Origin of the sequence: Bacteroides sp. GM023 (genome assembly GCF_014750685.1) — a bacterium.
Lineage (GTDB): Bacteria > Bacteroidota > Bacteroidia > Bacteroidales > Bacteroidaceae > Bacteroides.
The window spans coordinates 384,926-411,648 of the sequence record NZ_JAAXGE010000014.1 but is presented as its reverse complement, the minus strand read 5'-3'; the positions used below and the strand labels follow the sequence as shown (position 1 = coordinate 411,648).

Here is a 26,723-nt window from a genome sequence, read left to right as displayed (position 1 = left end):
ATTACTAATTGCCCGTTCACTTTCTTTCGGACTTGTACGGGGCGCGATATATACGTTTAGCGAAGTACTACTGAAACGGAAACATAAGAAACAGAAACAATAAGTACAACCACTAATAATTTTACTTTTCATCATGTCATAACCTTATTTAGGTGGTTATAGCACGAGGGTTCCACCTCTTCCCATTCCGAACAGAGAAGTTAAGCCTCGTCACGCCGATGGTACTGCGTAACAGTGGGAGAGTAGGTAGCCGCCATTTTGAAGAAGCCCCTTGATTCAGCAATGAATCAAGGGGCTTTCTGTTTTTATACATCTCATAGTTCACTATATATACTCGTATTTTACTTTATATACCTTATAGTTTGCTCTATATACTTCATATTTTCCTCTATACACCTCACATAGTTTACTTTATATCCTTCATCTTTTACTCTATACACTCACTTTGTTGTTTACTCCATATTTTCTTTTCTACTACTGTTCTTTACGTTCATTCCTCTACTGTATAACTTCTATATAACTTTTCAAAATAGCATAACCCTTCCAAAATGGTAGGGTCTTTCCTTCCTTCTTATAACTGTCTTTTCTTTTTATCTCGCTGTAAATCAATTGTTTATTTCTATGCTTCTTTTTCTGGCACATCTTTGGCATTATCTCCGGCAAATAATTAGAATTATTAATCCATTTAAAAAGGTAAAAACATGGGAATAACATTATCATTTATTTTCTGCCTGGTGAGCGGCTTCGCTTGCTTCTGGCTATTTTGGAAATGTATAGATTGGTTTGAGAATATTTAAAAGAAAAGGAGAATTGACTTATGTACACAACACTATTTGTATTAGGCATTGCAATCTTCGGTTATTTGATGTATGTGCTCATCAAACCCGAAAAGTTTTAAGTTATACACAGTTTAAGGTAAAAGTATGAATACAGAAATTTTAGGTGTAGTTGCGCAGATTGCCTTGATGGTAATCCTTGCTTATCCACTGGGAAAATATATAGCCAAAGTCTACAAAGGAGAAAAGACTTGGTCGGATTTTATGGCTCCTATTGAAAGGGTGATTTACAAAGTATGTGGAATCAACCCTAATGAAGAAATGAACTGGAAGCAGTTCTTGAAAGCCCTGTTAATATTGAACGCTTTTTGGTTCTTTTGGGGGATGGTGTTATTGGTTTCGCAAGGATGGTTACCCCTCAACCCGGATGGCAACGGCCCACAGTCGCCGGACCAGGCATTCAATACATGTATTAGTTTTATGGTCAACTGTAACTTGCAGCATTATAGCGGTGAAAGCGGATTGACTTACTTCACACAATTGTTTGTTATCATGCTCTTCCAGTTTATTACCGCTGCAACGGGTATGGCGGCCATGGCAGGAATTATGAAGAGTATCGCTGCAAAGACGACAAAAACAATCGGTAACTTTTGGCAGTTTCTCGTAGTAAGCTGTACACGTATCTTGCTGCCGCTTTCTCTGATTGTAGGTTTTATCTTGATTCTTCAGGGAACGCCGATGGGATTTGACGGAAAGATGCAAGTTACCACTCTTGAAGGGCAAGAACAAATGGTTTCTCAGGGACCTACGGCTGCAATTGTTCCCATTAAGCAATTGGGTACGAACGGCGGCGGCTACTTCGGTGTAAACTCATCCCACCCGTTGGAAAATCCGACTTATCTTACGAATATGGCAGAATGTTGGTCGATTCTGATTATTCCGATGGCGATGGTATTTGCCTTGGGTTTCTATACACGAAGAAGAAAGCTGGGATATACTATTTTCGGAGTGATGCTTTTTGCCTATTTGGCAGGTGTCTGCATTAATGTGAATCAGGAAATGGGCGGCAATCCTCGTATTGATGCTATGGGAATCAGTCAGGATAACGGTGCGATGGAAGGAAAAGAAGTGCGGTTGGGAGCCGGAGCGACGGCTTTGTGGAGTGTGACTACCACTGTAACTTCCAATGGTTCGGTGAATGGTATGCATGATTCAACCATGCCGCTGTCAGGAATGGTTGAAATGCTGAATATGCAGATTAATACCTGGTTTGGCGGTGTCGGCGTAGGCTGGATGAATTACTATACCTTTATTATTATAGCCGTCTTTATCAGTGGGCTGATGGTAGGGCGTACGCCGGAATTTCTCGGAAAGAAAGTGGAAGCCCGCGAAATGAAAATCGCTACGATTGTCGCTTTACTCCATCCGTTTGTGATATTAGTATTTACTGCTTTATCGTCTTATCTCTATACGCATCATCCCGATTTTGTACAAAGCGAGGGTGGTTGGCTGAATAACTTAGGTTTTCATGGATTGAGCGAACAGCTTTATGAATATACTTCTTGCGCCGCAAATAACGGTTCGGGCTTTGAAGGCTTGGGAGACAATACGTATTTCTGGAATTATACTTGTGGTATTGTGTTGATTCTAAGTCGCTTTATTCCTATCATCGGACAGGTTGCCATTGCCGGGCTGCTGGCTCAAAAGAAATTTATACCGGAAAGTGCCGGAACATTAAAGACAGATACAGTGACTTTTGGAGTGATGACTTTTGCAGTTATCTTCATTATTGCCGCCCTGTCGTTCTTCCCGGTACACGCATTGAGTACGATTGCTGAACATTTAAGTTTGTAATTCTGAATTAGAGAAGATATGAAAAATAATAAATCAGCTTCTTTGTTTCCAAAGGAGCAAGTTATAGAAAGTCTGAAACAATCATTCGTGAAGCTGAATCCGCGAATGATGATAAAGAATCCGATTATGTTTACGGTAGAAGTGGCTACGGTGGTGATGCTGTTCGTTACGCTCTACTCTATCGTAAATCCCTCGCAGGGGGCATTCGGTTATAACATTGCTGTATTTTTTATCCTGTTCATCACTTTGTTGTTTGCCAATTTTGCCGAAGCCATCGCCGAAGCGCGTGGTAAGGCACAGGCCGACAGTTTGCGCAAGACTCGTGAAGAGACTCCGGCGAAGAAGGTGGAAGGAAGTAAAATCAGTATCGTAAGTTCTTCACAACTGAAGAAAGGCGATGTGTTTGTTTGCGAAGCCGGAGACGTAATCCCTTCGGATGGCGAAATCATCGAGGGATTGGCTTCTATCGACGAGAGTGCCATCACCGGCGAATCCGCTCCGGTGATTCGTGAAGCAGGGGGAGACAAGAGTTCTGTTACGGGAGGTACGAAAGTGCTGTCCGACCATATAAAAGTAATGGTGACTACGCAACCGGGAGAAAGTTTTTTGGATAAGATGATTGCATTGGTGGAAGGTGCATCCCGTCAGAAAACACCGAATGAGATAGCATTGACTATTTTGTTGGCAGGTTTCACACTCGTTTTTGTCATTGTGTGTGTGACGTTGAAGCCGTTTGCCGATTATAGCAATACGGTCATCACCATTGCTTCTTTGATATCTCTGTTTGTGTGTCTGATTCCGACAACTATCGGTGGACTCCTTTCCGCCATCGGTATTGCCGGAATGGATCGTGCGCTTCGCGCGAACGTAATCACTAAATCCGGTAAAGCGGTAGAGACTGCCGGGGATATTGACACATTGCTGCTCGATAAAACGGGTACAATCACTATCGGTAACCGTAAAGCAACCCGTTTCCATACGGCACCGGGCGTCGATCTGCATGACTTTGTGGAAACCTGCCTGCTTTCTTCCCTCTCGGACGAAACGCCGGAAGGAAAATCAATCGTAGAACTGGGACGCGAATCGGGTATCCGTATGCGTAGCCTGAATACGACAGGTGCACACATGATTAAGTTTACGGCGGAAACCAAATGTTCCGGTGTCGATTTGGCCGATGGCACTCAAATTCGTAAAGGTGCTTTCGATGCTATCCGTAAGATGGTGGAGAGCGCCGGAAATAAGTTCCCAAAGGAAGTGGAAGAGGTGATTTCTGCTATTTCAAACAACGGCGGTACTCCGCTGGTGGTATGTGTGAATCGTAAAGTAGTGGGTGTTATCGAATTGCAGGATATTATCAAACCGGGTATTCAGGAACGTTTCGAACGTCTGCGCAAGATGGGAGTAAAGACAGTGATGGTGACCGGTGACAATCCGCTGACTGCCAAATATATCGCAGAAAAGGCCGGAGTAGATGATTTTATCGCCGAAGCCAAACCGGAAGACAAGATGGAATACATCAAGAAGGAACAGCAAGCGGGCAAACTGGTAGCAATGATGGGCGACGGTACGAATGACGCTCCGGCTTTGGCGCAGGCCAATGTAGGAGTCGCCATGAACAGCGGTACGCAGGCAGCCAAGGAAGCCGGCAATATGGTCGATTTGGATAATGACCCGACGAAGCTGATTGAGATTGTGGAAATCGGCAAGCAGTTATTAATGACACGCGGCACACTGACTACGTTCTCTATCGCCAATGACGTGGCTAAGTATTTCGCCATCGTCCCGGCTTTGTTTATGGTTGCCATTCCCGAATTGGCTGCTTTGAATATCATGCACCTGCATAGTCCTGAAAGTGCGATTCTTTCGGCCGTTATCTTTAACGCGATAATCATTCCGATTCTGATTCCGTTGGCTTTGAAGGGCGTGCAATACAAGCCGATAGGCGCAAGTGCCTTGCTGCGCCGAAACCTGTTGATTTACGGTGTGGGCGGCGTGATTGTTCCTTTTGTCGGAATCAAATTGATTGATTTATTGGTAGGTTTATTCTTTTAATTAAAAAACGATAGCAATGAAAACTTTATTGAAGTCATTAAAAATAACACTTGTTTTCTGTGTCTTTTTCTCTGTGTTCTATATCCTTGTCCTGTGGCTGTTTGCCCAGGTGGCAGGGCCTAATAAGGGAAATGCCGAAGTGGCTACATTGGACGGCAAAGTTGTGGGGGCAGCCAATGTCGGTCAGATGTTTACAAAGGATATTTACTTTTGGGGACGGCCTTCCTGTGCGGGCGACGGATATGATGCTACCAGTTCATCGGGTAGTAATAAAGGGGTGACGAATCCCGAATATTTGTCTGAAGTGGAAGCGCGTATAGATACTTTCCTGGTGCATCACCCTTATCTGAGCCGCAGGGAAGTGCCCGCCGAAATGGTAACGGCAAGTGCTTCCGGACTTGACCCGGATATAACTCCCGAATGTGCTTATGTACAAGTGAAGCGGGTGGCACAGGCACGCGGGCTGACAGAACTCCAGGTGAAAGAGATTGTTGACAAGAGTGTGGAAAAACCATTACTGGGTCTTTTCGGAACAGAGAAAGTGAATGTGCTGAAACTGAACATAGCACTCGAAGAAAAACATTGATAAGTGATAAACCATGAGCAGCGTTCCTGGCCGAATCGTCCGAGTGTATTTCCGGCGATTCAAATAAAACAGGGATGGACAGGGCGCTGCTCTTTTCTTAGAAACATAAAATAGAATTAGAAAAAAAGAGTATGAAAAATTATTTAAGTAAAAAGAGCTTTTTAGGAGCAGCCGCTGTGGCAGCTATTTGTATGTTGACGGCAAATACGGCAAAAGCGCAAGAATTTACCGTACAGGGGGATATTGTCAGTACCTATGTATGGAGAGGTTATAATCAGGGCGGTGGTGCTGCCTTCCAGCCGACATTAGGATTCGACATCGGTAATTTCTATATCGGCGCCTGGGGTTCTACCAATTTCAATGGTGGCAAGAAAGAACTGGATTTATCCGCTTCCTATACATTCGGGGAGAATGGTCCTACGCTTTCTTTTACTGATTATTGGTGGAAAGGGGAAGCGGATCCGTCAGATGAAAGGAATAAATATTTCAACTACAACGCGCACGAAACGAATCACTTCTTTGAAGCCGGATTATCTTATACCTTGCCGATAGAAAGATTCCCGTTATCTGTTGCCTGGTACACCATGTTTGCAGGTGCCGACAAGAGATATGACGCGGAAGGGAAAGAAAAGAACAATTATTCTTCTTATGTCGAACTGAACTACCCGTTTGTGGTGAAATCCTGCAATCTCAATCTGACCTGCGGATTTTTACCTTATCAGACGAATACAATTTATAATCTCCCTAACAGTGGCTTCGCTGTCACGAACGTAGCTTTGAAGGCCATGAAAGAAATTAAGATTAACGATAAGTTTTCATTACCTATATTTGTCCAGGGGATTTGGAATCCACGATATGAAGATGCATATCTTGTATTTGGCCTGACTCTGAGGCCCTGAATTAAACTCATGAATTTATAAATGTGTAGAGAACCCGTGGGAGTCGTGATGATTGCCACGGGTTAGGATTATAAAAAACAGGTTGAAAACATGGATGATAGAGAACAAAGTGTACAACATTTCCTCGATTTGATAAAAAAGTCGCACCGGGGAAAATTCAAGGTTTACATCGGAATGATAGCCGGTGTAGGCAAGTCGTATCGTATGCTTCAGGAAGCACATGAATTGCTGGAGAATGGGGTGGATGTGCAGATCGGTTACATCGAAACGCACGGCCGTGCTGGTACGGAAATGCTGCTGGAAGGCTTGCCTGTTATTCCGCGGCGCAAAATCTTCTACAAAGGTAAGGAGCTGGAAGAAATGGACCTGGATACCATCATCCGTATTCATCCCGAAATTGTGATTGTGGACGAATTGGCGCACACGAATGTGGAAGGAAGTCTGAACGAGAAACGGTGGCAGGATGTAATGGCATTGCTGGACGAAGGCATCAATGTGATTTCAGCGATCAATATCCAGCATATCGAAAGTGTGAATGAAGAAGTGCAGGAGATTACGGGCATCGAAGTGAAAGAACGGGTGCCGGACAGTGTGCTTCAGGAAGCGGACGAAGTAGTGAATATCGACCTGACAGCCGAAGAACTGATTTCCCGTCTGAAAGCGGGAAAGATATACCGTCCGGAAAAGATTCAGATGGCATTGAGTAATTTCTTCCGTACGGAGAATATCCTTCAGTTGCGCGAACTCGCCTTGAAGGAAGTAGCGTTGCGTGTAGAAAAGAAGGTTGAAAATGAGGTTGGGATGGGAGTTGCCGTCGGCCTGCGCCATGAAAAGTTCATGGCTTGTATCAGTAGCCACGAAAAGACACCCCGGCGGATTATCAGAAAGGCGGCAAGGCTGGCAACACGTTATAATACCACGTTCATAGCCTTGTATGTTCAAACCCCGAAAGAAAGTATGGACAGGATTGACCTGGCTAGCCAGCGTTATCTGTTGAATCATTTTAAGTTGGTGGCAGAGCTTGGCGGAGAAGTGGTTCAGGTGCAGTCAAAGGATATTTTAGGAAGTATCGTCAGGGTTTGCAAGGAGAAGCAAATATCGACTGTCTGTATGGGAACTCCCAACTTGAAACTGTCGTCTGCCATCTGTTCTATACTGGGATACAGAAAGTTTTTAAATAATTTGTCGCAAGCTAATGTAGATTTGATTATACTTGCATAATATTAATCGCATGAACATTATGAATATTAAAACGAAACTGATTCTTGGCATCGGGATGCTGGCGGGAATGATTATTTTGCTGGTAACCCTTTCGGTTGTAAATCTTCAAATCCTGACGGCTACTGAACCGGATAGTCCTGCCGCCATGCCCGGACTGGAACGTGCGTTACTATGGATTTCCATTACCGGCGGTATCTGTATCCTGACCGGACTGGTATTGCTCTACTGGCTTCCCCGCACCATCAGCAAACCGATTAAGGAACTGAAAGAAGGAATCCTCGAAATAGCCAACCATAATTATGAGAAGCGTCTGAATATGAACGGCAATGAAGAATTCAGTGAAGTGGCCGATAGTTTCAACCGGATGGCGGAACGCTTGGCTGAATACCGTGCCAGCACTTTATCGGATATTCTTTCTGCCAAGAAATTCATAGAAGCGATTGTGAACAGTATAGACGACCCCGTTATCGGTTTGAATATGGAGCGCGAAATCCTGTTTATCAACGAGGAAGCGCTGAATGTGCTGAACCTGAAACGTGAGAATGTAATCCGCCAATCGGCGGAAGAGCTTGCCTTGAAGAATGACCTTCTTCGTCGTTTGATTCGTGAACTGGTGACGCCCAGCGAACAGAAAGAACCTTTGAAGATATATGCCGACAACAAAGAGAGTTATTTCAAAGCATCTTATGTTCCTATCATCAACACGGAAGCCGAAAAGGACGAACCGCATAAACTGGGTGATGTAATCTTATTAAAGAATATTACGGAATTTAAGGAGCTGGATTCTGCCAAAACGACTTTTATCTCCACCATCTCCCATGAACTGAAAACTCCGATTGCCGCCATTATGATGAGCCTTCAGCTATTAGAGGACAAGCGTGTCGGCGAACTGAACGAGGAACAGGAGCAACTCTCGAAGAGTATCAAAGAGAGTAGTGAACGCCTGCTTAGTATCACCGGAGAATTGTTGAACATGACTCAGGTAGAAGCCGGAAAACTGCAACTGATGCCGAAAATAACGAAACCCGTTGAGCTGATAGAATACGCCATCAAAGCGAATCAGGTACAAGCGGACAAGTTCAATATCCAGATAGAAGTGGAATACCCTGAAGAGAAGATGGGAAAACTCTTCGTTGACAGCGAAAAGATAGCCTGGGTATTGACCAACTTATTAAGCAACGCCATCCGCTATTCCAAAGAAAACGGTCATGTGGTCATCGGTGCCAAGCAAGAAGATAATATCATCGAACTTTATGTGAAGGATTTTGGTAAAGGTATCGACCCGCGCTACCATAAAAGTATCTTCGACCGTTACTTCCGTGTCCCCGGAACGAAAGTGCAGGGAAGCGGACTCGGACTGTCTATTTCGAGGGATTTTGTGGAAGCCCATGGCGGCACGTTGACGGTGGAGAGCGAATTAGGGAGAGGAAGCCGGTTCGTGATACGTTTGAAAGCATAATGCCCAACGCATCGTCGGAATTTTTATAAAAACAGGATGATAAAGGCTTTGTCCCCCAACTCTTTCTTAAGAATCTGCTTGGCTCTCCGTTTATAAGCCTTTATCGCATCTTCCGTCGTATCCATTGACAGGGCAATCTTGGCAATGGATTCTCCTTCCATGCTCTTGAGCATTACCTCTTTGTAATGCTCGGGCAGCAAGTCTATGCTTTGGTATAGTTGTGAGATAACCTCTTCATCAAGAATATACTCCTCATCCATTTTAATGGATTGTTCAACCTTATACTTTTCGAACTGCTGATTGGTGCGTATTACGTTCAGGCACTTATTTTGAACACTGGTATATAGATATGATTTCAAAGAAAGGATATTGTCGAAACTCTGTTTATTATTCCAAATGGTGAGAAAAGTGTCTTGCACGATATCCTCTGCAAATTCAACTCCTATCATTTTCTCCGCAATACGTAATAAGGGCTTATAATAAGTGATGAAAAGCGCCCGGAATCCTTCAGGGAAGTCTGCCGCTATTTTTGATATGATTACTTCATCGTGGTTAAGTCTTGCCATTTTTAAGTAAAAAACTTCTGTTATCTCATACAGTGTTTATTCTCTTTTTTGCAAAGGTATAAGTATTATCTAACTTTGAACTAAATACATAAAAAATATTTCGATTCTATCCAAAAAAAAAGAAATAACCGTTTTTTTTGAGATAATGCGCCACTTTTCTTTCCCTTATGTGTCTTTTTTATAGAAAGGAGACAAAATAATGAACAATCGTCATCTTATTTATATCGCTACATTAATAAGGAAAAGTATTTCGGGCGAAATAACTTTGGAAGAGCAGAAACAGTTGGACGACTGGTTGAATGAGTCGGCGCGCCATCGTGAGCTGTTCGATAAATATAATAACACTGATTTTCTGTCATCAATAGACTTCAAAAAGGATTTTGAGGAATCGCAGGAAGCATACTCAAACTTTATGCGGCGTATGGCACCCAAGAATCAAATGCGCCGTTTGGCCTGGGGCAAGTATGTGGCGGCAGCCGTATTGATAGCATTTGTATGCGCGTCTGCCGTAATAGTATATATGTATAAGGGCGGGCAGCCACATTCTTCTTCGGAACTTGCCGACGTGTCTGTCCAACAGACAGATACCCTCCCGGCAGATTCGACAGACATAGTTCTTATTACTGCCAGTGGGGAGAAAATTCCGGTGCAAAGTTCTCAAAAGATGTTGTCCGTATCATCCGGCTCTATAAAAATAGATGAGCAGCCTATCGAGGAATATGCAAAGATGAAGACCGCCCCTGCTGAGGTGGTGTATAATACATTGAAGATATTACGGGGGAAAAGATTCAAGATGCAGTTGAGTGACGGAACGATTGTTTGGCTCAATGCAGATTCGGAAATCACCTTCCCAAGCAATTTTGACGGAAAAGAAAGAAAGGTATTGGCGAAGGGTGAACTCTTTTTCGATGTCACCGAAAATAAGTCGCAACCCTTTGTTGTAGAAACTCCTACCGGAAATATCCGTGTTTTAGGAACCGCTTTCAATATACATTGCTATAAAGATGAAGTGCCTATGACCACGCTGGTTCGCGGAAAGATAGCCTATTCTTTAGGAAAAGAATCGGTTATCCTGACTCCCGGACAGCAATGCAGGGTGGAAGATAATAAATTGTCTGTAAGAGAAGTCGATACATACGAATATGTATCATGGATAGACGAAGTCCTTGTCTTTAAGGACAAAGAGCTCAATGAAATCCTAAGTACATTGAGTCGTTTGTATGATGTCGATATTTATTACGAGAGTCCGGAACTGAAACGATTACCGTTCACAGGTTCTTTCAAGCAGTATGAACACTTGGACAAAATAATCCGAATGATAGAGGAATGCGGGCTTATACATATAAAACAGGACGGAAAGACGCTGATAATCAGTAAATAACTATAAATACAATCTTTTTACCATACGATAAAACATCGTGTGGCGGGGACTAATATTCACTAAAAACTATACATTATGAAAATTCACTATCGAAACGCTAACAAAAGCAGAGACAACACCAGGGTTGAAAACTCTATGAAATTTACCAATTTCTTATACAATAAACACAATGAACTCACTATCATAACACTGTAAATGAATATGAGCAATAAAATATCTAATAGTTTGAAATACCTGATAATAACCATCTTGTTATTATTCTGCAATGCTCCCTGGACGGCGGCGCAGCAAACAGTCAGGAAAGTGACTTTAAATTTGGAGAATGTGTCTTTTGAAAATTGCCTGAAAGCAATAGAGAAACAAACACATTATACCTTTTTATATCGAAAGGATTTGATAAACTTGTCGAAGCCGGTCAGTTTCTCATGCAAAGATGAATCTTTGACAGTTGTACTGGATAGTATACTTCCTTCACAGAATCTTTCTTACCGGATTCAGGATCTTACTATTGTGCTGACTCCCAAACAAGTAAAGAACAAGAAAACCCCGGTTCTTATCAAGGGAAATATCGTTGATGAGAACAAAGAGCCCGTAATAGGCGCTTCTATTAAGATAAAAGGAACTACGCAGGGGACTATCACCGACATTGACGGTAACTTCAGCTTCGAGGCTTCTTTGGATGATAAAGTAATCATCTCTTATGTCGGATTGGAAACAATCGAGCGAAAGATAGGCACGAAAGTCATGAATGTAGTAATGAAGGATGATGCTGTGAGTCTTGGCGATGTGGTGGTCACAGGTTATCAGAAGATAAACCGCAAAATGTTCACCGGTTCTGCCTCAAAGGTCAATGCGGACGAAACTGTACTGAAAGGGAATCCCGATGTGACTAACTCCTTGCAGGGAAAAGTGGCAGGTGTGCAAATCACCAATGTCTCGAGCACTTTCGGCGCAAGCCCCGTGCTTACTATCCGTGGTAACTCTTCTATCAACGGAACCAATAAGCCCCTGTGGGTAGTGGACGGCGTGATTCTGGAAGACTTGATGAGCGTAAGCGCGGAAGAACTGACGTCCGGTAATCTTTCTACGTTATTAAGTTCGGGCGTGGCAGGTCTGAATCCCGAAGATATTGAAAGTTTCGAAATCCTGAAAGATGTATCCGCCACTTCCCTGTATGGTGCGCAAGCCATGAATGGAGTGATTGTCATCACTACCAAACAAGGAAAGAAAGATCGTCTGTCTATCAACTATACGGGTAGTATTGCTCTGAAAGAGAAACCAAGTTACCGTAATTTCAACATTATGAACTCTGATGACGAAATGTCGATTTACAAAGAGCTGGAACGTAAAGGCTGGATTGATATTACTACCGTTGCCCGCAGCGAAAACTTCGGTGCTATGGGTAAAATGTTTGATGAAATAACAAGGAAGAATATCAATTGGGGACCGAATGGTTCTTTGAATGAAGATTTTCTGTCGGCTTATGCCAATAGTAATACAGACTGGTTCAATACCTTGTTTCATAATTCGCTGGTCAATCAGCATTCACTGAGCATATCCGGCGGTGGTGACAAAACCACTTTCTATGCTTCCCTGAGTTACTATACCGACAATGGCATGGCAGTCTCCTCTGATAAGGTGAACCGCTATACCGCTTCATTGCGCGGAACTTTCGCAGTATCTCCCAAACTGAATATAGGCTTGAAATTGTCTGCCAATATCCGTGACCAGAGAGTGCCGGGAACGAAAGACCGTAACTTTGATACCTCTACGGGAGAATTTACCCGCGACTTTGACATCAACCCTTTCAACTATGCGCTCAACACCAGCCGTAGTATGCGTGCGTACGATTCAAACGGGAATCTTGAGTTCTTTCGCCGGAGCTTTGCCGATTTTAATATCTTGCATGAACTTCGTCACAACTTCGTTGACCTCACAGTGAAAGATATATCCACACAAATGGATTTGGAATACAAACCTCTGAAAGTACTGACTCTGAAAGGTTCTTTCCAATACCGTTCGGCAAATACATTGAGAGAACATAAAATCCATGAGTTCTCCAACCAGGCCGAAGCTTACAGGGCCGACTACTCGCAAGCTATCATTGACAACAATCGTTTCCTGTTCCAAAATCCTTCTTTGCCCACTGCCAATCCGTATAGCATTCTGCCCGAAGGCGGATTCTATAATACGAATGAAGCAGACCTTCGCCATACCTACTTCAGAGCGACGGCAGACTACTCGCCAAAGTTGGGTTTAGACCATGTGGTAAACTTCTTCGCCGGATTTGAAATCAATAAGGTAGAAAGAAAGGTAAGGCTGAACGAAGGCTGGGGATACCTTTGGGATAAGGGCGGTGTCGTTGTGACTCATCCCGACCTGACTTATTATCTGAAAGAACAGGGTGAAGTCTATTTTGATTATGCCGAAGGACGGGACAGAAGACTCTCTTCATTTATCAATTCCGCTTATTCTTTCAAAGGCAAATACATTGTAAACGCCGGATTCCGCTATGACGGTTCGAATCAGTTGGGCAGTTCGAGAGAAGCCCGCTACCTGCCTTCATGGAATGTCAGCGCGGCATGGAATATGCATGATGAGACCTTTATGAAAGGCATCTCGGAAGTGGTGAATACCCTGAAACCTAAAATCTCTTATGGTTACAACGGTATCATGGGGCCTTCTACCAGTGCGGAACTGGCTATTTATGCCGAACAAACGTTGCGCCCCTCCGACAATGAAGTGTACAACGTCATAAAAGGACTTAAGAACAAAGACCTTACCTGGGAGAAAATGTACGAACTGAACCTTGGTTTCGAAGCCGGACTTTTCAACAATAGGATTATGATGGACTTTGCACACTATCGTCGTAAATCCATCGACTTGATTGATTATGTCAATACAGCCGGAATCGGTGGGCAATCCATCAAACTCGGAAATATCGGTAACATGAAATCTTACGGTTTTGAATTTGCCATCAACTCATCCAATATAAGCACGAAAGACTTTGATTGGAAAACGAGCCTGAACATCAACTTCCATAAAAGCAAGATTACCAAGTTAAACAATTACTCAAGAATGTCCACCGCTATAGCCAACACAGGTACAGCCATGCTAGGTTATCCTCAAAGAGGTTTGTTCTCCGTTCGCTTTGCAGGACTCGACGGTGAAGGTATCCCTACTTTCTACGGGGCAAACAATGAAATCGTTTATGATATGAATCTCCAGTCGCGCAATGATGTCGATAAAATACTGAAGTATGAAGGACCGTTGGAACCCAAAGGATATGGCGGCCTGACCAATACATTCCGTTATAAAGACTGGACATTATCCTTCGGATTCGTCTACAAGTACGGCAATGTCATCCGTCTGGACGATGAGTTTTATCCGTTCTACGACGACTTCTCCTCTTTCCCGAAAGAGCTGAAGAACCGCTGGATTATGCCGGGCGACGAGAACCGGACTTCCATTCCCGCCATTTTGGATAAACGGACTTACGACCGTATCGAAGGAAAATATACGTATCAAATGTATAACAAGAGCACCGAAAGAGTGGCGAAAGGCGATTTTATCCGTCTCAAAGACCTGAGCGTCGGTTACCGATTCCCGAAAGAATGGCTCACAGGTACTTGCATACACAATGTGAACCTGTCATTCCAGGCAACCAACCTGTGGCTTCTATACTCTGACAGCAAGCTGAACGGCATCGACCCCGAATTTTATCTTTCGGGCGGAGTATCTTCACCGGTATCGCGGATGTATACTTTTACAGTAAACTTAACCTTTTAAATAATAAACTCATGAAGTATTTATATATAAAAATAGCGGTCGTACTATCTGCTGTGGTGGTTCTTTCTTCGTGCGACTCCTTTCTGGATGAAACTCCCGATAACCGATTGCGCCTGAACAGCTACGAGACTATAGCGGAACTCGTCACCAACGCTTATCCCGAAGGAAGCGGCGTTTTCATGGAATGGATGAGCGACAATGTGGGAGCCGACCCTAAAAACATACAGCGTTCTGAAATGACACAGGCATACAACTGGCAGGATGTGGAACAAGAAGGACAGGATACTCCTTCCTTCTATTGGAGCGGCAACTATAAAGCGATAGCACATGCCAATCAAGCCCTGGAAGCCTTGGAAGAAGTGAAAGAAAACAATCCCGGCTATAAGGACGCCATTCGTGGAGAGGCTTTGGCTTGCCGTGCTTTCGCGCATTTTATGCTGGTGAGCACCTTTGCAAAGAGCTACGATCCCGCAACGGCCGTATCTGACAAAGGGATTGTCATAATGACGAAACCGGAAGAAAACCTGCTGGCTACCTACGAACGCAGTACCGTGCAGGAAGTTTACGACTTTGTAGAGAAAGACCTGCTCGAAGCCATCGAACTCGTATCCGACCAGTATTATAAGAACTCCGGAAAATATCACTTTAACCGTGCGGCACTGATGGCTTTCGCTTCGCGCTTTTTCCTTTTCAAGAAAGATTATGAAAAGGCTGAAAAGTACGCGACCGAACTTTTGGGCAATGACTACAACTCGCAGATGATACGTGATTACACGCAAATCTATACCGGTACTACTTCCGAAATGATGGGACGTAAGTTCACGGCAGCCACTTTGCCGTCCAATTTATTACTGATTCGTAAAGATGTACTCTACGCCTATAAAGGTTATGCAGGCTACCGCTTCAATCAGGACGTGTACAACAGCCTTGTGCTGTCGCAGAGGGATTTGCGCTTCTCCGTATCCTATAGCTATGGCGGAACCTCTTCATTTCTCCCTAAATTCCAAAGGGACTTGATACGCAAGACTTCCCTGACGTCCTCTTCGGGCTATCCTTACGTTATCGAAGTCGCTTTCAGGGGTGAAGAAGTCTTTTTCAACCGTCTCGAAGCCTGGGCAATGATGGGAACAACCAAGTTGTCGCAATTTGAAAGCCAGTTCAGCAGATACCTGAAGGCCGTTTATGCCGGAACAGTGGATTATCCTATTCTATATCAGAATTACCAGCGATTCTATCCGGGAGTGCCCGCGAACGAACTGCGTCTTAAAATGGTGCTCGACGAAAAGCGTCGTGAGTTTGTGGAAGAAGGAATCCGGTGGTTCGACATCTGTCGTCATAAGTTGAGCGTCACGCATACCGACATAGCGGGAGTCACCCGTGTTCTGCAACCCGATGATTCGAGGAAAGTCATTCAGGTTCCCGAATCGGCGATTATTTATGGCAACTTGCAGCCTAATGAAAGAAAAAACACTTCCGAACCGGAAGCTCATTTAGTAATTCGTAATTAACATGCATATGAAAAGAAGTATATTATATATCTGTTGTTTGTCGCTCTGCTGTCTTATGTCGTGTTCCGATGACGAAAGTACGAACTACGTCCCCGAATCGAAAGAATTATCGACAGATGAGATCGATGTTTATTTTCAGGAGAACTTTCAGGAGAAATATGGCTCTACCGTTCGCTGGCAGTGGATTGATAAATATGTCGATATTAATTATATCGTCGCGCCGGCTATGCGCAAAGTACTTATCCCGACAGGGGAAATGATTCGCCGTTTTTGGATAGAACCATTTATTCTTGAATCGAAGCAGAGTGGTGAGTTCATTCGCAAGCATTTTCCACCGGAGATTGTATGTGTAGGCTCGGAGCTGCGAAACGCCGACGGCACACGTACACTGGGCTATGCCGATGCCGGAGTACGCATTACCCTTACGGAACTGAACTATTTCGACCTGACAAACAGGGAATGGGTGATTCAGCAGTTGCATACCATGCATCATGAGTTTTCGCACATCATCCACCAGACCTACAAGATGCCCAACGGTTTTAATAAAATCACCGAGGATACTTATACCGGACAGGCATGGAAAGATATAAATACAAATGCCCAGGCCGAGTTGATAGGAAAAGGCATCAGTTCTCCGACCACCCATGAGATAGACTCCGTCGCCCAGAACATGGCGATTCAGAGAGGAATGCTCACACCTTACGGAACTTCTTCCGAGTTTGAGGACTTTGCGGAAATCGTATCGCTCTATTTATTGACGGAACCTGCCGTATTCGAGGAGACGTATATCGCGTCAGACCCCAAACGGACTTTCTTGGATGTAGGCAAAGCCAATATCGACAAGAAACTGGCATTGGTGAAAGAGTATTACGTGAGTAACTTCTCAATAGACCTTACCCACTTGCGAGAAATCATCTTACAAAGGTTGAACGAAATAAACATGAAGTAAAATGAAGAATACAATGAAAAATATAATAGGTATCTTGTTACTCGCCGCAGGTTGTTATTCTTGCTCGAACAACGAGGTGGACAACGTGTTCGACAAAACTCCCGAAGAAAGAATAGCGGCAGTAAAGGCGGAATACAAAAACATACTGGTTGAGACGCCTCACGGTTGGAAAACCTATTTTGGAACCAGTGACAAACTGGGGCGCTGGCTGATTCTCATGGATTTTGACGCCGATGGCAAAGTCACGATGAAATGTGACCCGGTCGACTATTATTATATAGGTGGCGTCAGTATTGAAGACCCCGTAACGTATCGGGTTGATTACTCGCAGTTTCCCGAACTCGTATTCGAGTCTTTCTCGCAGTTCTCGGCCTGGAATGAATTTTATGTAGATAGTGACGGTGACGGATATTTCGATAAATATGCCAGTCCCGAAACCCAGTTTATATTTGATGCTTACCGGGACGGAAAGCTCTATATGAAAGGAAAGACCAATATGGGAGTAGGAAAGAAACCGGAGGAGATAATGACTTTTGTTTTTGAACCGGCTTCGGAAGCGGATTGGACTCTGAATGGTATAGCAGACGTGAAGAAAGCGATAAATTACAGCGAAAGCAAAGGTAAATATCAACGTTTGGAGTACAATGGTGAGTTGTTGGAAAGCCTGTTCCTCATTGACGCGGAATCGAGAGTGGTACTCTATATGTCAACGGAAATTGCGGGCAGTCAAATGCAGATTCTTCCTTTTTATATCACTCCGACGGGCTTTACACTCGTTTCACCATTGAAGATAAAAGGTGTCGGGAATATACGTCAATTTGACGTGAGCCAGGATGGAACTGCCGTCACAGAGTCTACCCACCAGCAACTCCGCGTGGTATATACAGACAAAGTGCCGGCCGTGCAGCGGACTCCTTTCAGTATATTCGACAAACTTTATCTCGGTATTGAAGTCTACCACTCTACTGGTGACCCGATAGGACGCAACCTCAAAAAGTACTTCGATGACTTGCGACCGCCATATGCGCCGATGGAACAGCATCTCAATGTGATTTACTTCGCTAAAAACATTGATAAGGATATGGGTAAGATTCCATTTAAATATGCGGAAGAACTGACTATCATCTATGCCGACTCCGACCCCAGTTACTCGAGCAAGGACTTGTATGGCAACAATCCTACCTTTGTGCGCATCCCTGTTTCATTTGAAACATCTGCCGACAGAATGTGGATTATTTCATTGAAAGGCTCTGTCGAACAAGCGTTCCTGGACGCTTACCCCGATGATGCCGAGTATGCCAGAGACAAAGCGAAAGCAGCTCTGCCTATGCTGTACAGATTACTGAACGAGCGGGGATGGGGATTGTACGCGCAAGGTCTGAATACAAACAACCCAACCGTGAAAGTCGTTGACGAGGAAGATGTAGTGGGAAGTTTCTTCACTCTCTATCCGTATACACAGACAGATGTAGATAGATAAATGTGGCACATCAGTAAAAAAGATAAAATATGAAGTATATAATATATAATTTGTGGATATTGATATTCCTGTTTGCTTGTAGCGAATCGGAACAAGTGGAGTATTCGAAGCTCAGTGTCGGCTTTCAGAAGAACAAGATTGATGTGGGCGAAAATACCGGCATACTTGAGATTCCTGTAGTCTTGTCGGGATGTAACATGGATATGCCGTTGCAAGTATCGGTTCAAGTGTCGGCTACCGATGGGGATGCCGTAGCGGGTGTTGACTATGAATTGATGGATACCCGGCTGGCATTTGAGGTATGCGGACAGACTACATTGAAAGTCAAAATCATTGATAACGAAGAGGTCACGAATGACATTAAGACCTTTACGATTAGTCTTAAAGCTGACAATCCGGAAGTGAAATCCGAAATTTCCAGTATAAAAGTTTATATCATTAGTGATGATGTAGAGAAGATTACCATGGCGGGGCATTACACACTTACAGCACAGGATTTTGTAGAGGGAACTAAATTGTCTTCTACTCCGGGTGGAGTAGAAATAGTGCAGGACTTGGATGATAGCAACAAGTATTACATGAAGAATATGGTTTTGGTTGCCGGAGATAATGTCCTTCCTCTTACATTGGCAGGTGATTTGTATTTCGTTGTAGGCAATGACGGAAGTATGTCAATGCCCACTCAGCAGAAAATCGGTGATTATGGGGCAGGAGAAGGATTCACTATCGGTTTGACTAGTGAAGGATATACTACTGCGGATCCTATAAAGATAGAAAAGTCCGGCAACCGGCTGCTTTTTAAGGTTGATGGATTTGCCGGTTTGTTCATTGATGAAAATGCTGGTCCGACTGATTACCCGACTATTTATTATGCCTTGAAAAATATAATTCTCGAGAAAGTAAACCACTAACGAATTCAGAAATATGAGATATAAGATTCTAAGATTAGCATCAATGGCTTTCGCTATTCTATTGGTGGCATGCCACCAACAAAGTGAATATCTTTTTGGAGCGGACGCCCCTTTGGTGGAGATAAGTGCCGACGCTGAAAATGAGGGTAACTTTACCCCGGAAGCTCAAACCGGTTATGCCCTGCTCCGTTCCAACGCGCGTTGGAAAGCGGAAAGTCTGTCCGAATGGCTGACGTGCAACACGGTCGCCGGAGAATATAATGATACGATTTATTTTTCCATGCCGGAGAATAAGGGAGATACACGCATTGGTAAGATTGTAGTCCGCAATACGATTGGCGAAGAGAGATTGGATACATTGACTGTCAGACAACAATGTGCCATCAGCTTTATCCCCGAGGGATATAAAATTAAGATTGAATCGGATGATATGAAAGCACCTTTGTCCGGCGAGTCTTTTGCCGAAGTGAAGTTTGAAGTGAGCAGTCCTACCGCTTGGCGTGCATTTACCAAAGCGACAGACGGATGGAGTACGATAATGACGAAGAAAGGTGAAACATCGGGAAGTGGTTCGCTGATTGTGACTGAGAATGAAACAATTGTTCCCCGTTCGATGTATATCTACGTCCAGTCAGTTGAATTCCCGACACTGAAAGATAGTATTCTGCTTACGCAATCCGCTCGTCCGTTGAAGATGGAAATAATATCACCGACAAACAAGAAAATCATGCTTGATGGTGCGGAATCGCAATTCATATTCTCTGTTAGCGGAGACGGAAAATGGAAGATTGAAGATGCGCCGGGATGGATTGAGTTGGAAAAAACAGAATATGAAGGTAATGCAAATGTATTTGTGAAAGTATCTGCCACTAGTACGGAACGCACGGCTCGACTAACTATAAGATCACTTGTGCAAACCGATAAAACAGATGTACTGACCGTAGAACAGAAGAATATACCTGACGGACGACTGAAAGACAGCTTGGCATTAGTTGCTATTTATCAGGCTACCAAAGGAGAAAACTGGAAATATACCTGGAAACCGGAACTGCCATTGTCGGATTCGAATTGGCCGGGAGTCTTTTTTGATACGGTTGACGGTGAACTTCGTGTGGTGGATTTGAGTTTGTTGGATTATAATATGGAAGGAAGTCTGCCTAATGAAATCGGTTGGCTGACTGAAATCATCAAAATCAAGTTGCAACGGAATAAACTTTCAGGACCGCTTCCTGCCAGCATCAACCGTCTGACAAAATTGACGCATCTTTATATCACTTCAAATCAGTTCAGCGGAGAGTTCCCGGATATTCCGAATCTGCAAAAGTTGACTTGGATAGAAATGGAATTTAATCGTTTCACGGGAGAATTTCCACCAGTATTCTCTATATTACCCAAATTGTCGACTTTGAAGATGAAGTATAACAATTTCGATCCGAACACTTGTGTTCCCGCCCGCTTCGGTGGTTGGAAGCTATCGATGTATATCAATCCGCAACGTGCTGTATATGGTGATGCAAAGACCGATTATAATTTGGTCGATTGTTCTAACTAGAACAAAAAATGAATGAGTAATTCACACGCCCGTTTCCCTATAAAGAAACTACAGTTTCCTCGTAGAGACACGGGCGTTCCCTCGTAGAGAAACGGCAGTATCCATAACGGGAAACTGCCGTTTCCTTATTTAGAAATCGAAGGAAACTGTAATAGGCTGATTTCTAAATGTTAGGATGTGAAATAATGATGCCTTGTTTAATGCTAAAAGATAAAAAATACTTAGTATTGAATTAAAAATGAAACTTTGGACTGGCTGGACATTGTAGCTTCTTTTAAAATATTTATATTTGCGGACTGAAACAAAAGTCAAACTATTGACAATAATATAATTAAAAAGAATCAGAATCAGATGAAACAGGACATGATTGTTATCCTTGACTTGGGTAGTCATGAGAATACGGTATTGGCTCGCGCCATCCGTGCGTTAGGAGTGTATAGTGAGATTTATCCTCACGACATCACAGTGGAAGAACTGAAAGCATTGCCCAACGTAAAGGGTATTATTATCAATGGCGGACCGAACAATGTGATTGACGGTGTTTCCATTGATGTGAATCCGTCTGTTTATACAATGGGTATCCCTGTCATGGCAGCCGGTCACGATAAGGCGACTTGTACAGTGAAACTGGCAGAATTTACAGACGATATTGAAGCTATCAAGAATGCAGTGAAATCTTTCGTCTTCGATACTTGCAAAGCTGAAACTAACTGGAACATGACGAACTTTGTGAACGATCAGATCGAGTTGATTAAGCGCCAGGTAGGGGATAAGAAAGTATTGTTGGCTCTGTCAGGTGGAGTCGACAGTTCTGTAGTGGCTGCTTTGCTTTTGAAAGCAATCGGTGACAATCTGGTATGTGTGCACGTCAATCACGGCTTGATGCGTAAAGGGGAGTCCGAAGATGTAGTCGAAGTATTCAGCCATCAATTGAAAGCAAACCTCGTTTATGTAGATGTCACAGACCGTTTCCTGGGCAAATTGGAAGGTGTGGAAGATCCCGAACAGAAACGTAAAATTATCGGTGGTGAATTCATCCGTGTGTTCGAAGAAGAAGCACGTAAGCTGGACGGCATCGACTTTTTAGGTCAGGGTACTATTTATCCGGATATTGTAGAAAGCGGAACAAAGACTGCCAAAATGGTGAAATCTCATCACAACGTAGGCGGTTTGCCCGAAGACCTTAAATTCCAGTTGGTAGAACCATTGCGTCAATTGTTCAAGGATGAAGTTCGTGCCTGTGGTTTGGAGTTGGGCTTACCTTATGAGATGGTTTACCGTCAGCCTTTCCCCGGTCCTGGTTTAGGTGTGCGTTGCCTGGGTGCTATTACACGCGACCGTTTGGAAGCAGTTCGTGAGTCCGACGCTATTCTGCGTGAGGAATTCCAGATTGCCGGATTGGATAAGAAAGTATGGCAATACTTTACAGTAGTGCCCGATTTTAAATCTGTAGGTGTACGTGATAATGCCCGCTCTTTTGACTGGCCGGTTATTATTCGTGCTGTCAATACGGTAGATGCCATGACTGCTACCATTGAGCCGATTGATTGGCCGATCCTGATGAAAATCACAGACCGTATTCTGAAAGAAGTGAAGAATGTAAACCGTGTTTGTTATGATATGTCGCCGAAACCCAATGCGACCATAGAATGGGAATAAGAACATAGAGGATAAAACTTAATCAGCCCCGAAAGTAGGATATACCGACATTCGGGGCTGATTTTGTAATATATATAAAAAAGAAAAAGGCACCCAGAAGTGGAAGCCTCCCAAATGCCTTATTCTTATCAAGTAGCGGGACCCGGGATTGAACCGGGGACCTCATGATTATGAATCATGCGCTCTAACCAGCTGAGCTATCCCGCCATCGTTTCTCGATTGCGGGTGCAAAGATAGATGTTTTTTCATAACCTCCAAAACAATTCAGTATTTTTTTTGTTTTTTTCTTTAGGAAAGGTTTTGATTTTCCCTATAAACAGGGTGTTTGAGACCCGATAGTGAAAGAATAATTAAATAAAGTGTCTGATTTATGCGGTGTATTCAGAAAAAAGTATTTATCTTGGCACACGTAAAAACAATTCGAAATTGCTATGAAAAAGGAAAAGATTCATTTGGAATATTTGCTGAACGCAACTTCTAAAAATATTCTCTGGGGAGCTATTAGTACACCTACCGGGTTGGAGGACTGGTTTGCTGACAAAGTAATATCCGACGATAAGATAGTAGAGTTCCATTGGGGGAAAACTGAACAGAGAAAAGCTGAGATTATAGCTATCCGTGCTTTCTCTTTTATCCGTTTCCGTTGGCAGGATGATGAAAACGAGCGCGATTACTTCGAAATCAAAATGACGTATAATGAGCTGACAAGTGACTATGTATTAGAAATTACCGATTTCGCAGAGCCGGATGAAGTGACTGATATGAAAGAATTATGGGAGTCACAGGTAGCTAAATTAAGAAGAACTTGCGGTTTTTAGTTAACTTTCAACTAAAAATTTTCGATGCTCCTTTTTTTGTGCTAATTTTGCGTCTTAAATGCACGAACCTATTAAGATGCTACGCATAAAGAAATTAGATATATTCATTGTAAAGAGCTTTTTCATGCTCTTTATAGGCACATTCTTCATTTGTCTGTTCATCTTTATGATGCAGTTCTTATGGAGATATGTAGACGAATTGGTCGGAAAGGGATTGGAGATGAGTGTAATGGCTCAATTCTTCTTTTATTCCGCATTGACATTAGTGCCAGTATCGTTGCCGTTGGCAGTGCTACTGGCTTCTTTGATTACTTTCGGTAACTTCGGTGAGCGCTACGAATTGCTCGCGATGAAGGCTGCGGGTATTTCTCTGCTCAAAATCATGCGCCCGCTTGCCTTCTTTGTATGCGGGTTGGTCGGCGTTTCATTCTATTTCCAAAACGTAGTTGGTCCTATTGCCCAGGCTAAACTGGGAACCCTGATTCTTTCGATGAAACAGAAATCCCCGGAACTGGATATTCCCGAAGGCGTATTCTATTCCGAGATAAAGGATTATAATCTGAAAGTTGCCAAGAAAAACCGGAAAACAGGTATGCTCTACGATGTCCTGATTTATAATATGAAGGACGGATTCGAAAATGCGCATATCATCTATGCGGACTCAGGACGTATGGAAATGACGGCTGACAAACAGCATCTTTGGTTGCATCTGTACAGCGGCGACTTATTCGAGAATCTGAAAGCACAGAGTATGAAATCGCAGAATGTGCCCTATCGGCGTGAATCATTCAGGGAGAAACATACATTGATTGAATTTGACTCCGACTTTAATATGGCGGATGAAAGTATCATGAGCAACCAGTCCAGTGCCAAAAATATGACGATGTTACAGGCTTCCATCGACTCGATGAAAGTGCTGGGAGACAGCATCGGAAGGCAATATTACCGGGAAGTGGCCGAAGGAAATTTCCGCCCTTCTTATGGATTGAGCAAAGAAGATACGGTCAAAATAGAGAATGCGAATATACAAGAGTATAACGTGGACAGTCTTTATGCCGCCGCATCGCTGACGCAGAAACAGAAGGTGCTATCTTCTGCCACTAGTCGTGCCGAGAATGTGTCCAGTGACCTTAGTTTCAAGAAATTCACGATGGAGAATAATGACTATGCCATCCGGAAACATAAGACGGAGTGGCATAAGAAGATTACGATTTCCCTTTCTTGTCTGCTATTCTTCTTTATCGGGGCACCCTTAGGCGGTATTATTCGTAAAGGTGGTCTGGGTATGCCAGTGATCGTGTCGGTGCTGGTGTTTATCATTTATTATATCATTGATAACACGGGTTATAAGATGGCGCGTGACGGTAAATGGATTGTATGGATGGGGATGTGGACAAGTAGTGCGGTTCTCGCTCCGCTGGGCATTTTCCTTACTTACAAATCGAACAAGGACTCTGTGGTGCTGAATGCCGATGCGTATATTAACTGGTTTAAGAAGATTGCCGGAATCCGTAGCGTGCGTCATTTGTTCAAGAAAGAGGTCATTATTCATGACCCGGACTACGGACGCATACCGGGAGAACTGGAACAGCTTACGGGGGAATGTCAGGCATATGTTACCCGTAATCAGTTGATGAAAGCACCAAACTACTTCAAGTTATGGATGGAAGGCGAGAAGGATGATGAAGTAATGGCTATCAATGACAGGCTGGAGGCATTGGTGGAGGAAATGTCCAATACCAAGTCGGCTACTTTGATAGGAGCATTAAACAATTATCCTGTCATTCCCGTTTCTGCTCATATACGACCGTTCCATGCTTATTGGCTGAATCTGGCAGCCGGAGTGATTTTCCCCGTGGGATTGTTTTTCTATTTCCGCATTTGGGCGTTCCGTATTCGCCTGGCGAAAGACATGGAACGAATTATAAAGAATAACGAACAAGTTCAATTCATCATACAGAAAATTAATAAATAATTGTTATGGAAGAGATTAAAATGGATAGAATAGAAGACGCGATTGCCGACTTCAAGGAAGGCAAGTTTGTCATAGTAGTAGATGATGAAGATCGCGAAAATGAAGGTGACCTGATTATTGCCGCTGAAAAGATAACTCCCGAGAACGTAAATTTCATGTTGAAACATGCACGTGGAGTGCTTTGTGCACCTATCACAGTATCCCGTTGCAAGGAGCTGGATTTGCCGCATCAGGTGAGTGATAATACTTCCGTACTGGGAACTCCTTTTACGGTTACTATTGATAAACTGGAAGGCTGCTCCACCGGAGTATCTGCTTCCGACCGTGCCGCTACGATTCAGGCATTGGCCGACCCTACTTCCACACCGGCTACTTTCGGACGTCCGGGACACGTCAATCCGTTGTACGCACAGGAAAAGGGAGTGCTTCGCCGTGCAGGACATACGGAAGCTACTGTTGATATGGCACGCCTGGCAGGACTTTACCCGGCTGGTGCTTTGATGGAAATCATGAGCGACGACGGTACGATGGCACGTCTGCCTGAACTTCGCAAAATGGCAGATGAATATGACCTGAAATTGATTTCTATTCACGACCTGATTGCTTATCGTCTGAAACAGGAATCAATCGTAGAAAAAGGAGTAGAGGTAAATATGCCTACCGAACATGGAATGTTCCACCTGATTCCTTTCCGTCAGAAGTCGAACGGATTGGAGCACATGGCTATATTTAAAGGTACGTGGAGTGCGGACGAACCGATTTTGGTACGTGTACATTCGTCTTGCGCTACTGGAGATATTCTCGGCTCACAGCGTTGCGACTGTGGCGAACAGTTGCATAAAGCAATGGAAATGATTGAAAAAGAAGGAAAAGGCGTAGTCGTTTACCTGAACCAAGAAGGCCGGGGCATCGGTCTGATGGAAAAGATGAAAGCCTATAAACTTCAGGAAGACGGCATGGATACCGTTGACGCAAACATTTGCCTGGGACACCTTGCCGATGAGCGCGACTATGGAGTAGGCGCACAGATTCTTCGCGAACTGGGAGTGCACAAAATGAGACTTTTGACAAATAATCCTGTGAAACGCGTCGGTCTTGAAGCCTATGGATTGGAAATAGTAGAAAATGTACCTGTTGAAACCGTTCCTAATCCGTACAATGAACGCTACCTGCTAACAAAGAAAGAAAGAATGGGTCATACTTTACATTTTAATAAGTAAATTGCCAATTTGTTTTCATATATCAAATATTATCGCTTATTTTGCAACGATTTTCACTCAACAACAAT

General features: G+C 43.5%; 19 protein-coding genes, 1 tRNA gene and 1 rRNA gene. 19 read left to right on the top strand and 2 right to left on the bottom strand.

The annotated features are described in order from the left end of the window. Positions 1–148 precede the first annotated feature (148 nt). The 8 genes from rrf (at position 149) to HC965_RS24195 (ending at position 8,847) form a co-directional block, all read left to right on the top strand. Positions 149–259 (top strand): 5S ribosomal RNA (rrf, locus tag HC965_RS24230). Between the two features lie 558 nt (positions 260–817). Further along, the gene (gene kdpF, locus HC965_RS26890; protein WP_191033902.1) at positions 818–898 is read left to right on the top strand and encodes a K(+)-transporting ATPase subunit F; all 81 of its coding nucleotides are present in this window, start codon (positions 818–820) and stop codon (positions 896–898) included. 25 nt (positions 899–923) lie between these two features. Next, positions 924–2,630, top strand: coding sequence for a potassium-transporting ATPase subunit KdpA (gene kdpA / locus HC965_RS24220; protein ID WP_191033889.1), 1,707 nt, complete (start codon positions 924–926; stop codon positions 2,628–2,630). Positions 2,631–2,648: 18 nt separating this feature from the next. After that, entirely contained in the window at positions 2,649–4,682 is a 2,034-nt protein-coding gene (gene kdpB, locus HC965_RS24215; protein WP_191033888.1) for a potassium-transporting ATPase subunit KdpB, read from the top strand. Positions 4,683–4,698: 16 nt separating this feature from the next. Continuing rightward, positions 4,699–5,268: a K(+)-transporting ATPase subunit C gene (locus HC965_RS24210; RefSeq protein WP_191033887.1), complete on the top strand. Its 570-nt coding sequence runs from the start codon at positions 4,699–4,701 to the stop codon at positions 5,266–5,268. Positions 5,269–5,399: 131 nt separating this feature from the next. Further along, positions 5,400–6,167, top strand: a complete 768-nt coding sequence (locus HC965_RS24205) for a hypothetical protein (protein WP_191033886.1) — start codon at positions 5,400–5,402, stop codon at positions 6,165–6,167. 90 nt (positions 6,168–6,257) lie between these two features. After that, positions 6,258–7,388 (top strand): sensor protein KdpD, encoded by a 1,131-nt coding sequence (locus tag HC965_RS24200; RefSeq protein ID WP_191033885.1) that lies wholly within the window; start codon positions 6,258–6,260, stop codon positions 7,386–7,388. A 19-nt stretch (positions 7,389–7,407) separates the two neighbouring features. Then, complete coding sequence (locus HC965_RS24195) at positions 7,408–8,847, top strand: PAS domain-containing sensor histidine kinase (protein ID WP_191033884.1); 1,440 nt, start codon at positions 7,408–7,410, stop codon at positions 8,845–8,847. A gap of 23 nt (positions 8,848–8,870) precedes the next feature. On the opposite strand, the gene HC965_RS24190 is transcribed toward HC965_RS24195, so the two are convergent. After that, positions 8,871–9,413 carry an RNA polymerase sigma factor gene (locus HC965_RS24190; protein ID WP_191033883.1) on the bottom strand — a complete coding sequence of 181 codons (543 nt, stop codon included), beginning with the start codon at positions 9,411–9,413 and terminating at the stop codon, positions 8,871–8,873. A gap of 199 nt (positions 9,414–9,612) precedes the next feature. On the opposite strand from HC965_RS24190, the gene HC965_RS24185 reads away from it, so the two are divergent. The 8 genes from HC965_RS24185 (at position 9,613) to guaA (ending at position 22,642) form a co-directional block, all read left to right on the top strand. Continuing rightward, a complete protein-coding gene (locus HC965_RS24185; RefSeq protein WP_191033882.1) occupies positions 9,613–10,794 on the top strand; it encodes a FecR family protein in 1,182 nt (393 codons plus the stop codon). A 201-nt stretch (positions 10,795–10,995) separates the two neighbouring features. After that, the gene (locus tag HC965_RS24180; RefSeq protein WP_191033881.1) at positions 10,996–14,583 is read left to right on the top strand and encodes a SusC/RagA family TonB-linked outer membrane protein; all 3,588 of its coding nucleotides are present in this window, start codon (positions 10,996–10,998) and stop codon (positions 14,581–14,583) included. An 11-nt stretch (positions 14,584–14,594) separates the two neighbouring features. After that, on the top strand, positions 14,595–16,091 hold the full coding sequence (locus HC965_RS24175; protein ID WP_191033880.1) for a RagB/SusD family nutrient uptake outer membrane protein: 1,497 nt from the start codon (positions 14,595–14,597) through the stop codon (positions 16,089–16,091). A 7-nt stretch (positions 16,092–16,098) separates the two neighbouring features. Beyond that, entirely contained in the window at positions 16,099–17,040 is a 942-nt protein-coding gene (locus HC965_RS24170; protein ID WP_191033879.1) for a substrate import-associated zinc metallohydrolase lipoprotein, read from the top strand. A 13-nt stretch (positions 17,041–17,053) separates the two neighbouring features. Then, entirely contained in the window at positions 17,054–18,520 is a 1,467-nt protein-coding gene (locus HC965_RS24165) for a DUF4302 domain-containing protein (protein WP_191033878.1), read from the top strand. Positions 18,521–18,549: 29 nt separating this feature from the next. Next, on the top strand, positions 18,550–19,431 hold the full coding sequence (locus HC965_RS24160; protein WP_191033877.1) for a Calx-beta domain-containing protein: 882 nt from the start codon (positions 18,550–18,552) through the stop codon (positions 19,429–19,431). Positions 19,432–19,474: 43 nt separating this feature from the next. Further along, positions 19,475–20,983, top strand: a complete 1,509-nt coding sequence (locus HC965_RS24155) for a BACON domain-containing protein (RefSeq protein WP_191033876.1) — start codon at positions 19,475–19,477, stop codon at positions 20,981–20,983. 351 nt (positions 20,984–21,334) lie between these two features. Then, the gene (gene guaA / locus HC965_RS24150) at positions 21,335–22,642 is read left to right on the top strand and encodes a glutamine-hydrolyzing GMP synthase (RefSeq protein WP_191033875.1); all 1,308 of its coding nucleotides are present in this window, start codon (positions 21,335–21,337) and stop codon (positions 22,640–22,642) included. Between the two features lie 133 nt (positions 22,643–22,775). On the opposite strand, the gene HC965_RS24145 is transcribed toward guaA, so the two are convergent. After that, positions 22,776–22,849: transfer RNA gene (locus tag HC965_RS24145), tRNA-Met, on the bottom strand. A 224-nt stretch (positions 22,850–23,073) separates the two neighbouring features. Here HC965_RS24145 and HC965_RS24140 point away from each other — a divergent pair. From HC965_RS24140 to HC965_RS24130, 3 genes are all read left to right on the top strand, one after another. After that, the gene (locus HC965_RS24140) at positions 23,074–23,460 is read left to right on the top strand and encodes an START-like domain-containing protein (protein WP_191033874.1); all 387 of its coding nucleotides are present in this window, start codon (positions 23,074–23,076) and stop codon (positions 23,458–23,460) included. Positions 23,461–23,536: 76 nt separating this feature from the next. Beyond that, positions 23,537–25,435: an LptF/LptG family permease gene (locus tag HC965_RS24135; protein ID WP_191033873.1), complete on the top strand. Its 1,899-nt coding sequence runs from the start codon at positions 23,537–23,539 to the stop codon at positions 25,433–25,435. Positions 25,436–25,440: 5 nt separating this feature from the next. Beyond that, the gene (locus HC965_RS24130) at positions 25,441–26,655 is read left to right on the top strand and encodes a bifunctional 3,4-dihydroxy-2-butanone-4-phosphate synthase/GTP cyclohydrolase II (protein WP_191033872.1); all 1,215 of its coding nucleotides are present in this window, start codon (positions 25,441–25,443) and stop codon (positions 26,653–26,655) included. Positions 26,656–26,723: the final 68 nt, after the last annotated feature.

Excerpts from the sequence above, each read along its gene's own strand:
- HC965_RS24130 (WP_191033872.1), top strand. The coding sequence starts at position 25,441 with ATGGAAGAGATTAAAATGGATAGAATAGAAGACGCGATTGCCGACTTC.
- HC965_RS24140 (WP_191033874.1), top strand. The coding sequence starts at position 23,074 with ATGAAAAAGGAAAAGATTCATTTGGAATATTTGCTGAACGCAACTTCT.
- HC965_RS24180 (WP_191033881.1), top strand. The coding sequence starts at position 10,996 with ATGAGCAATAAAATATCTAATAGTTTGAAATACCTGATAATAACCATC.
- HC965_RS24175 (WP_191033880.1), top strand. The coding sequence starts at position 14,595 with ATGAAGTATTTATATATAAAAATAGCGGTCGTACTATCTGCTGTGGTG.
- HC965_RS24135 (WP_191033873.1), top strand. The coding sequence starts at position 23,537 with ATGCTACGCATAAAGAAATTAGATATATTCATTGTAAAGAGCTTTTTC.
- HC965_RS24190 (WP_191033883.1), bottom strand. The coding sequence starts at position 9,413 with ATGGCAAGACTTAACCACGATGAAGTAATCATATCAAAAATAGCGGCA.
- kdpA (WP_191033889.1), top strand. The coding sequence starts at position 924 with ATGAATACAGAAATTTTAGGTGTAGTTGCGCAGATTGCCTTGATGGTA.
- HC965_RS24205 (WP_191033886.1), top strand. The coding sequence starts at position 5,400 with ATGAAAAATTATTTAAGTAAAAAGAGCTTTTTAGGAGCAGCCGCTGTG.
- HC965_RS24200 (WP_191033885.1), top strand. The coding sequence starts at position 6,258 with ATGGATGATAGAGAACAAAGTGTACAACATTTCCTCGATTTGATAAAA.
- guaA (WP_191033875.1), top strand. The coding sequence starts at position 21,335 with ATGAAACAGGACATGATTGTTATCCTTGACTTGGGTAGTCATGAGAAT.
- HC965_RS24210 (WP_191033887.1), top strand. The coding sequence starts at position 4,699 with ATGAAAACTTTATTGAAGTCATTAAAAATAACACTTGTTTTCTGTGTC.
- HC965_RS24155 (WP_191033876.1), top strand. The coding sequence starts at position 19,475 with ATGGCTTTCGCTATTCTATTGGTGGCATGCCACCAACAAAGTGAATAT.
- kdpB (WP_191033888.1), top strand. The coding sequence starts at position 2,649 with ATGAAAAATAATAAATCAGCTTCTTTGTTTCCAAAGGAGCAAGTTATA.
- HC965_RS24160 (WP_191033877.1), top strand. The coding sequence starts at position 18,550 with ATGAAGTATATAATATATAATTTGTGGATATTGATATTCCTGTTTGCT.
- HC965_RS24195 (WP_191033884.1), top strand. The coding sequence starts at position 7,408 with ATGAATATTAAAACGAAACTGATTCTTGGCATCGGGATGCTGGCGGGA.
- HC965_RS24165 (WP_191033878.1), top strand. The coding sequence starts at position 17,054 with ATGAAAAATATAATAGGTATCTTGTTACTCGCCGCAGGTTGTTATTCT.
- kdpF (WP_191033902.1), top strand. The coding sequence starts at position 818 with ATGTACACAACACTATTTGTATTAGGCATTGCAATCTTCGGTTATTTG.
- HC965_RS24185 (WP_191033882.1), top strand. The coding sequence starts at position 9,613 with ATGAACAATCGTCATCTTATTTATATCGCTACATTAATAAGGAAAAGT.
- HC965_RS24170 (WP_191033879.1), top strand. The coding sequence starts at position 16,099 with ATGAAAAGAAGTATATTATATATCTGTTGTTTGTCGCTCTGCTGTCTT.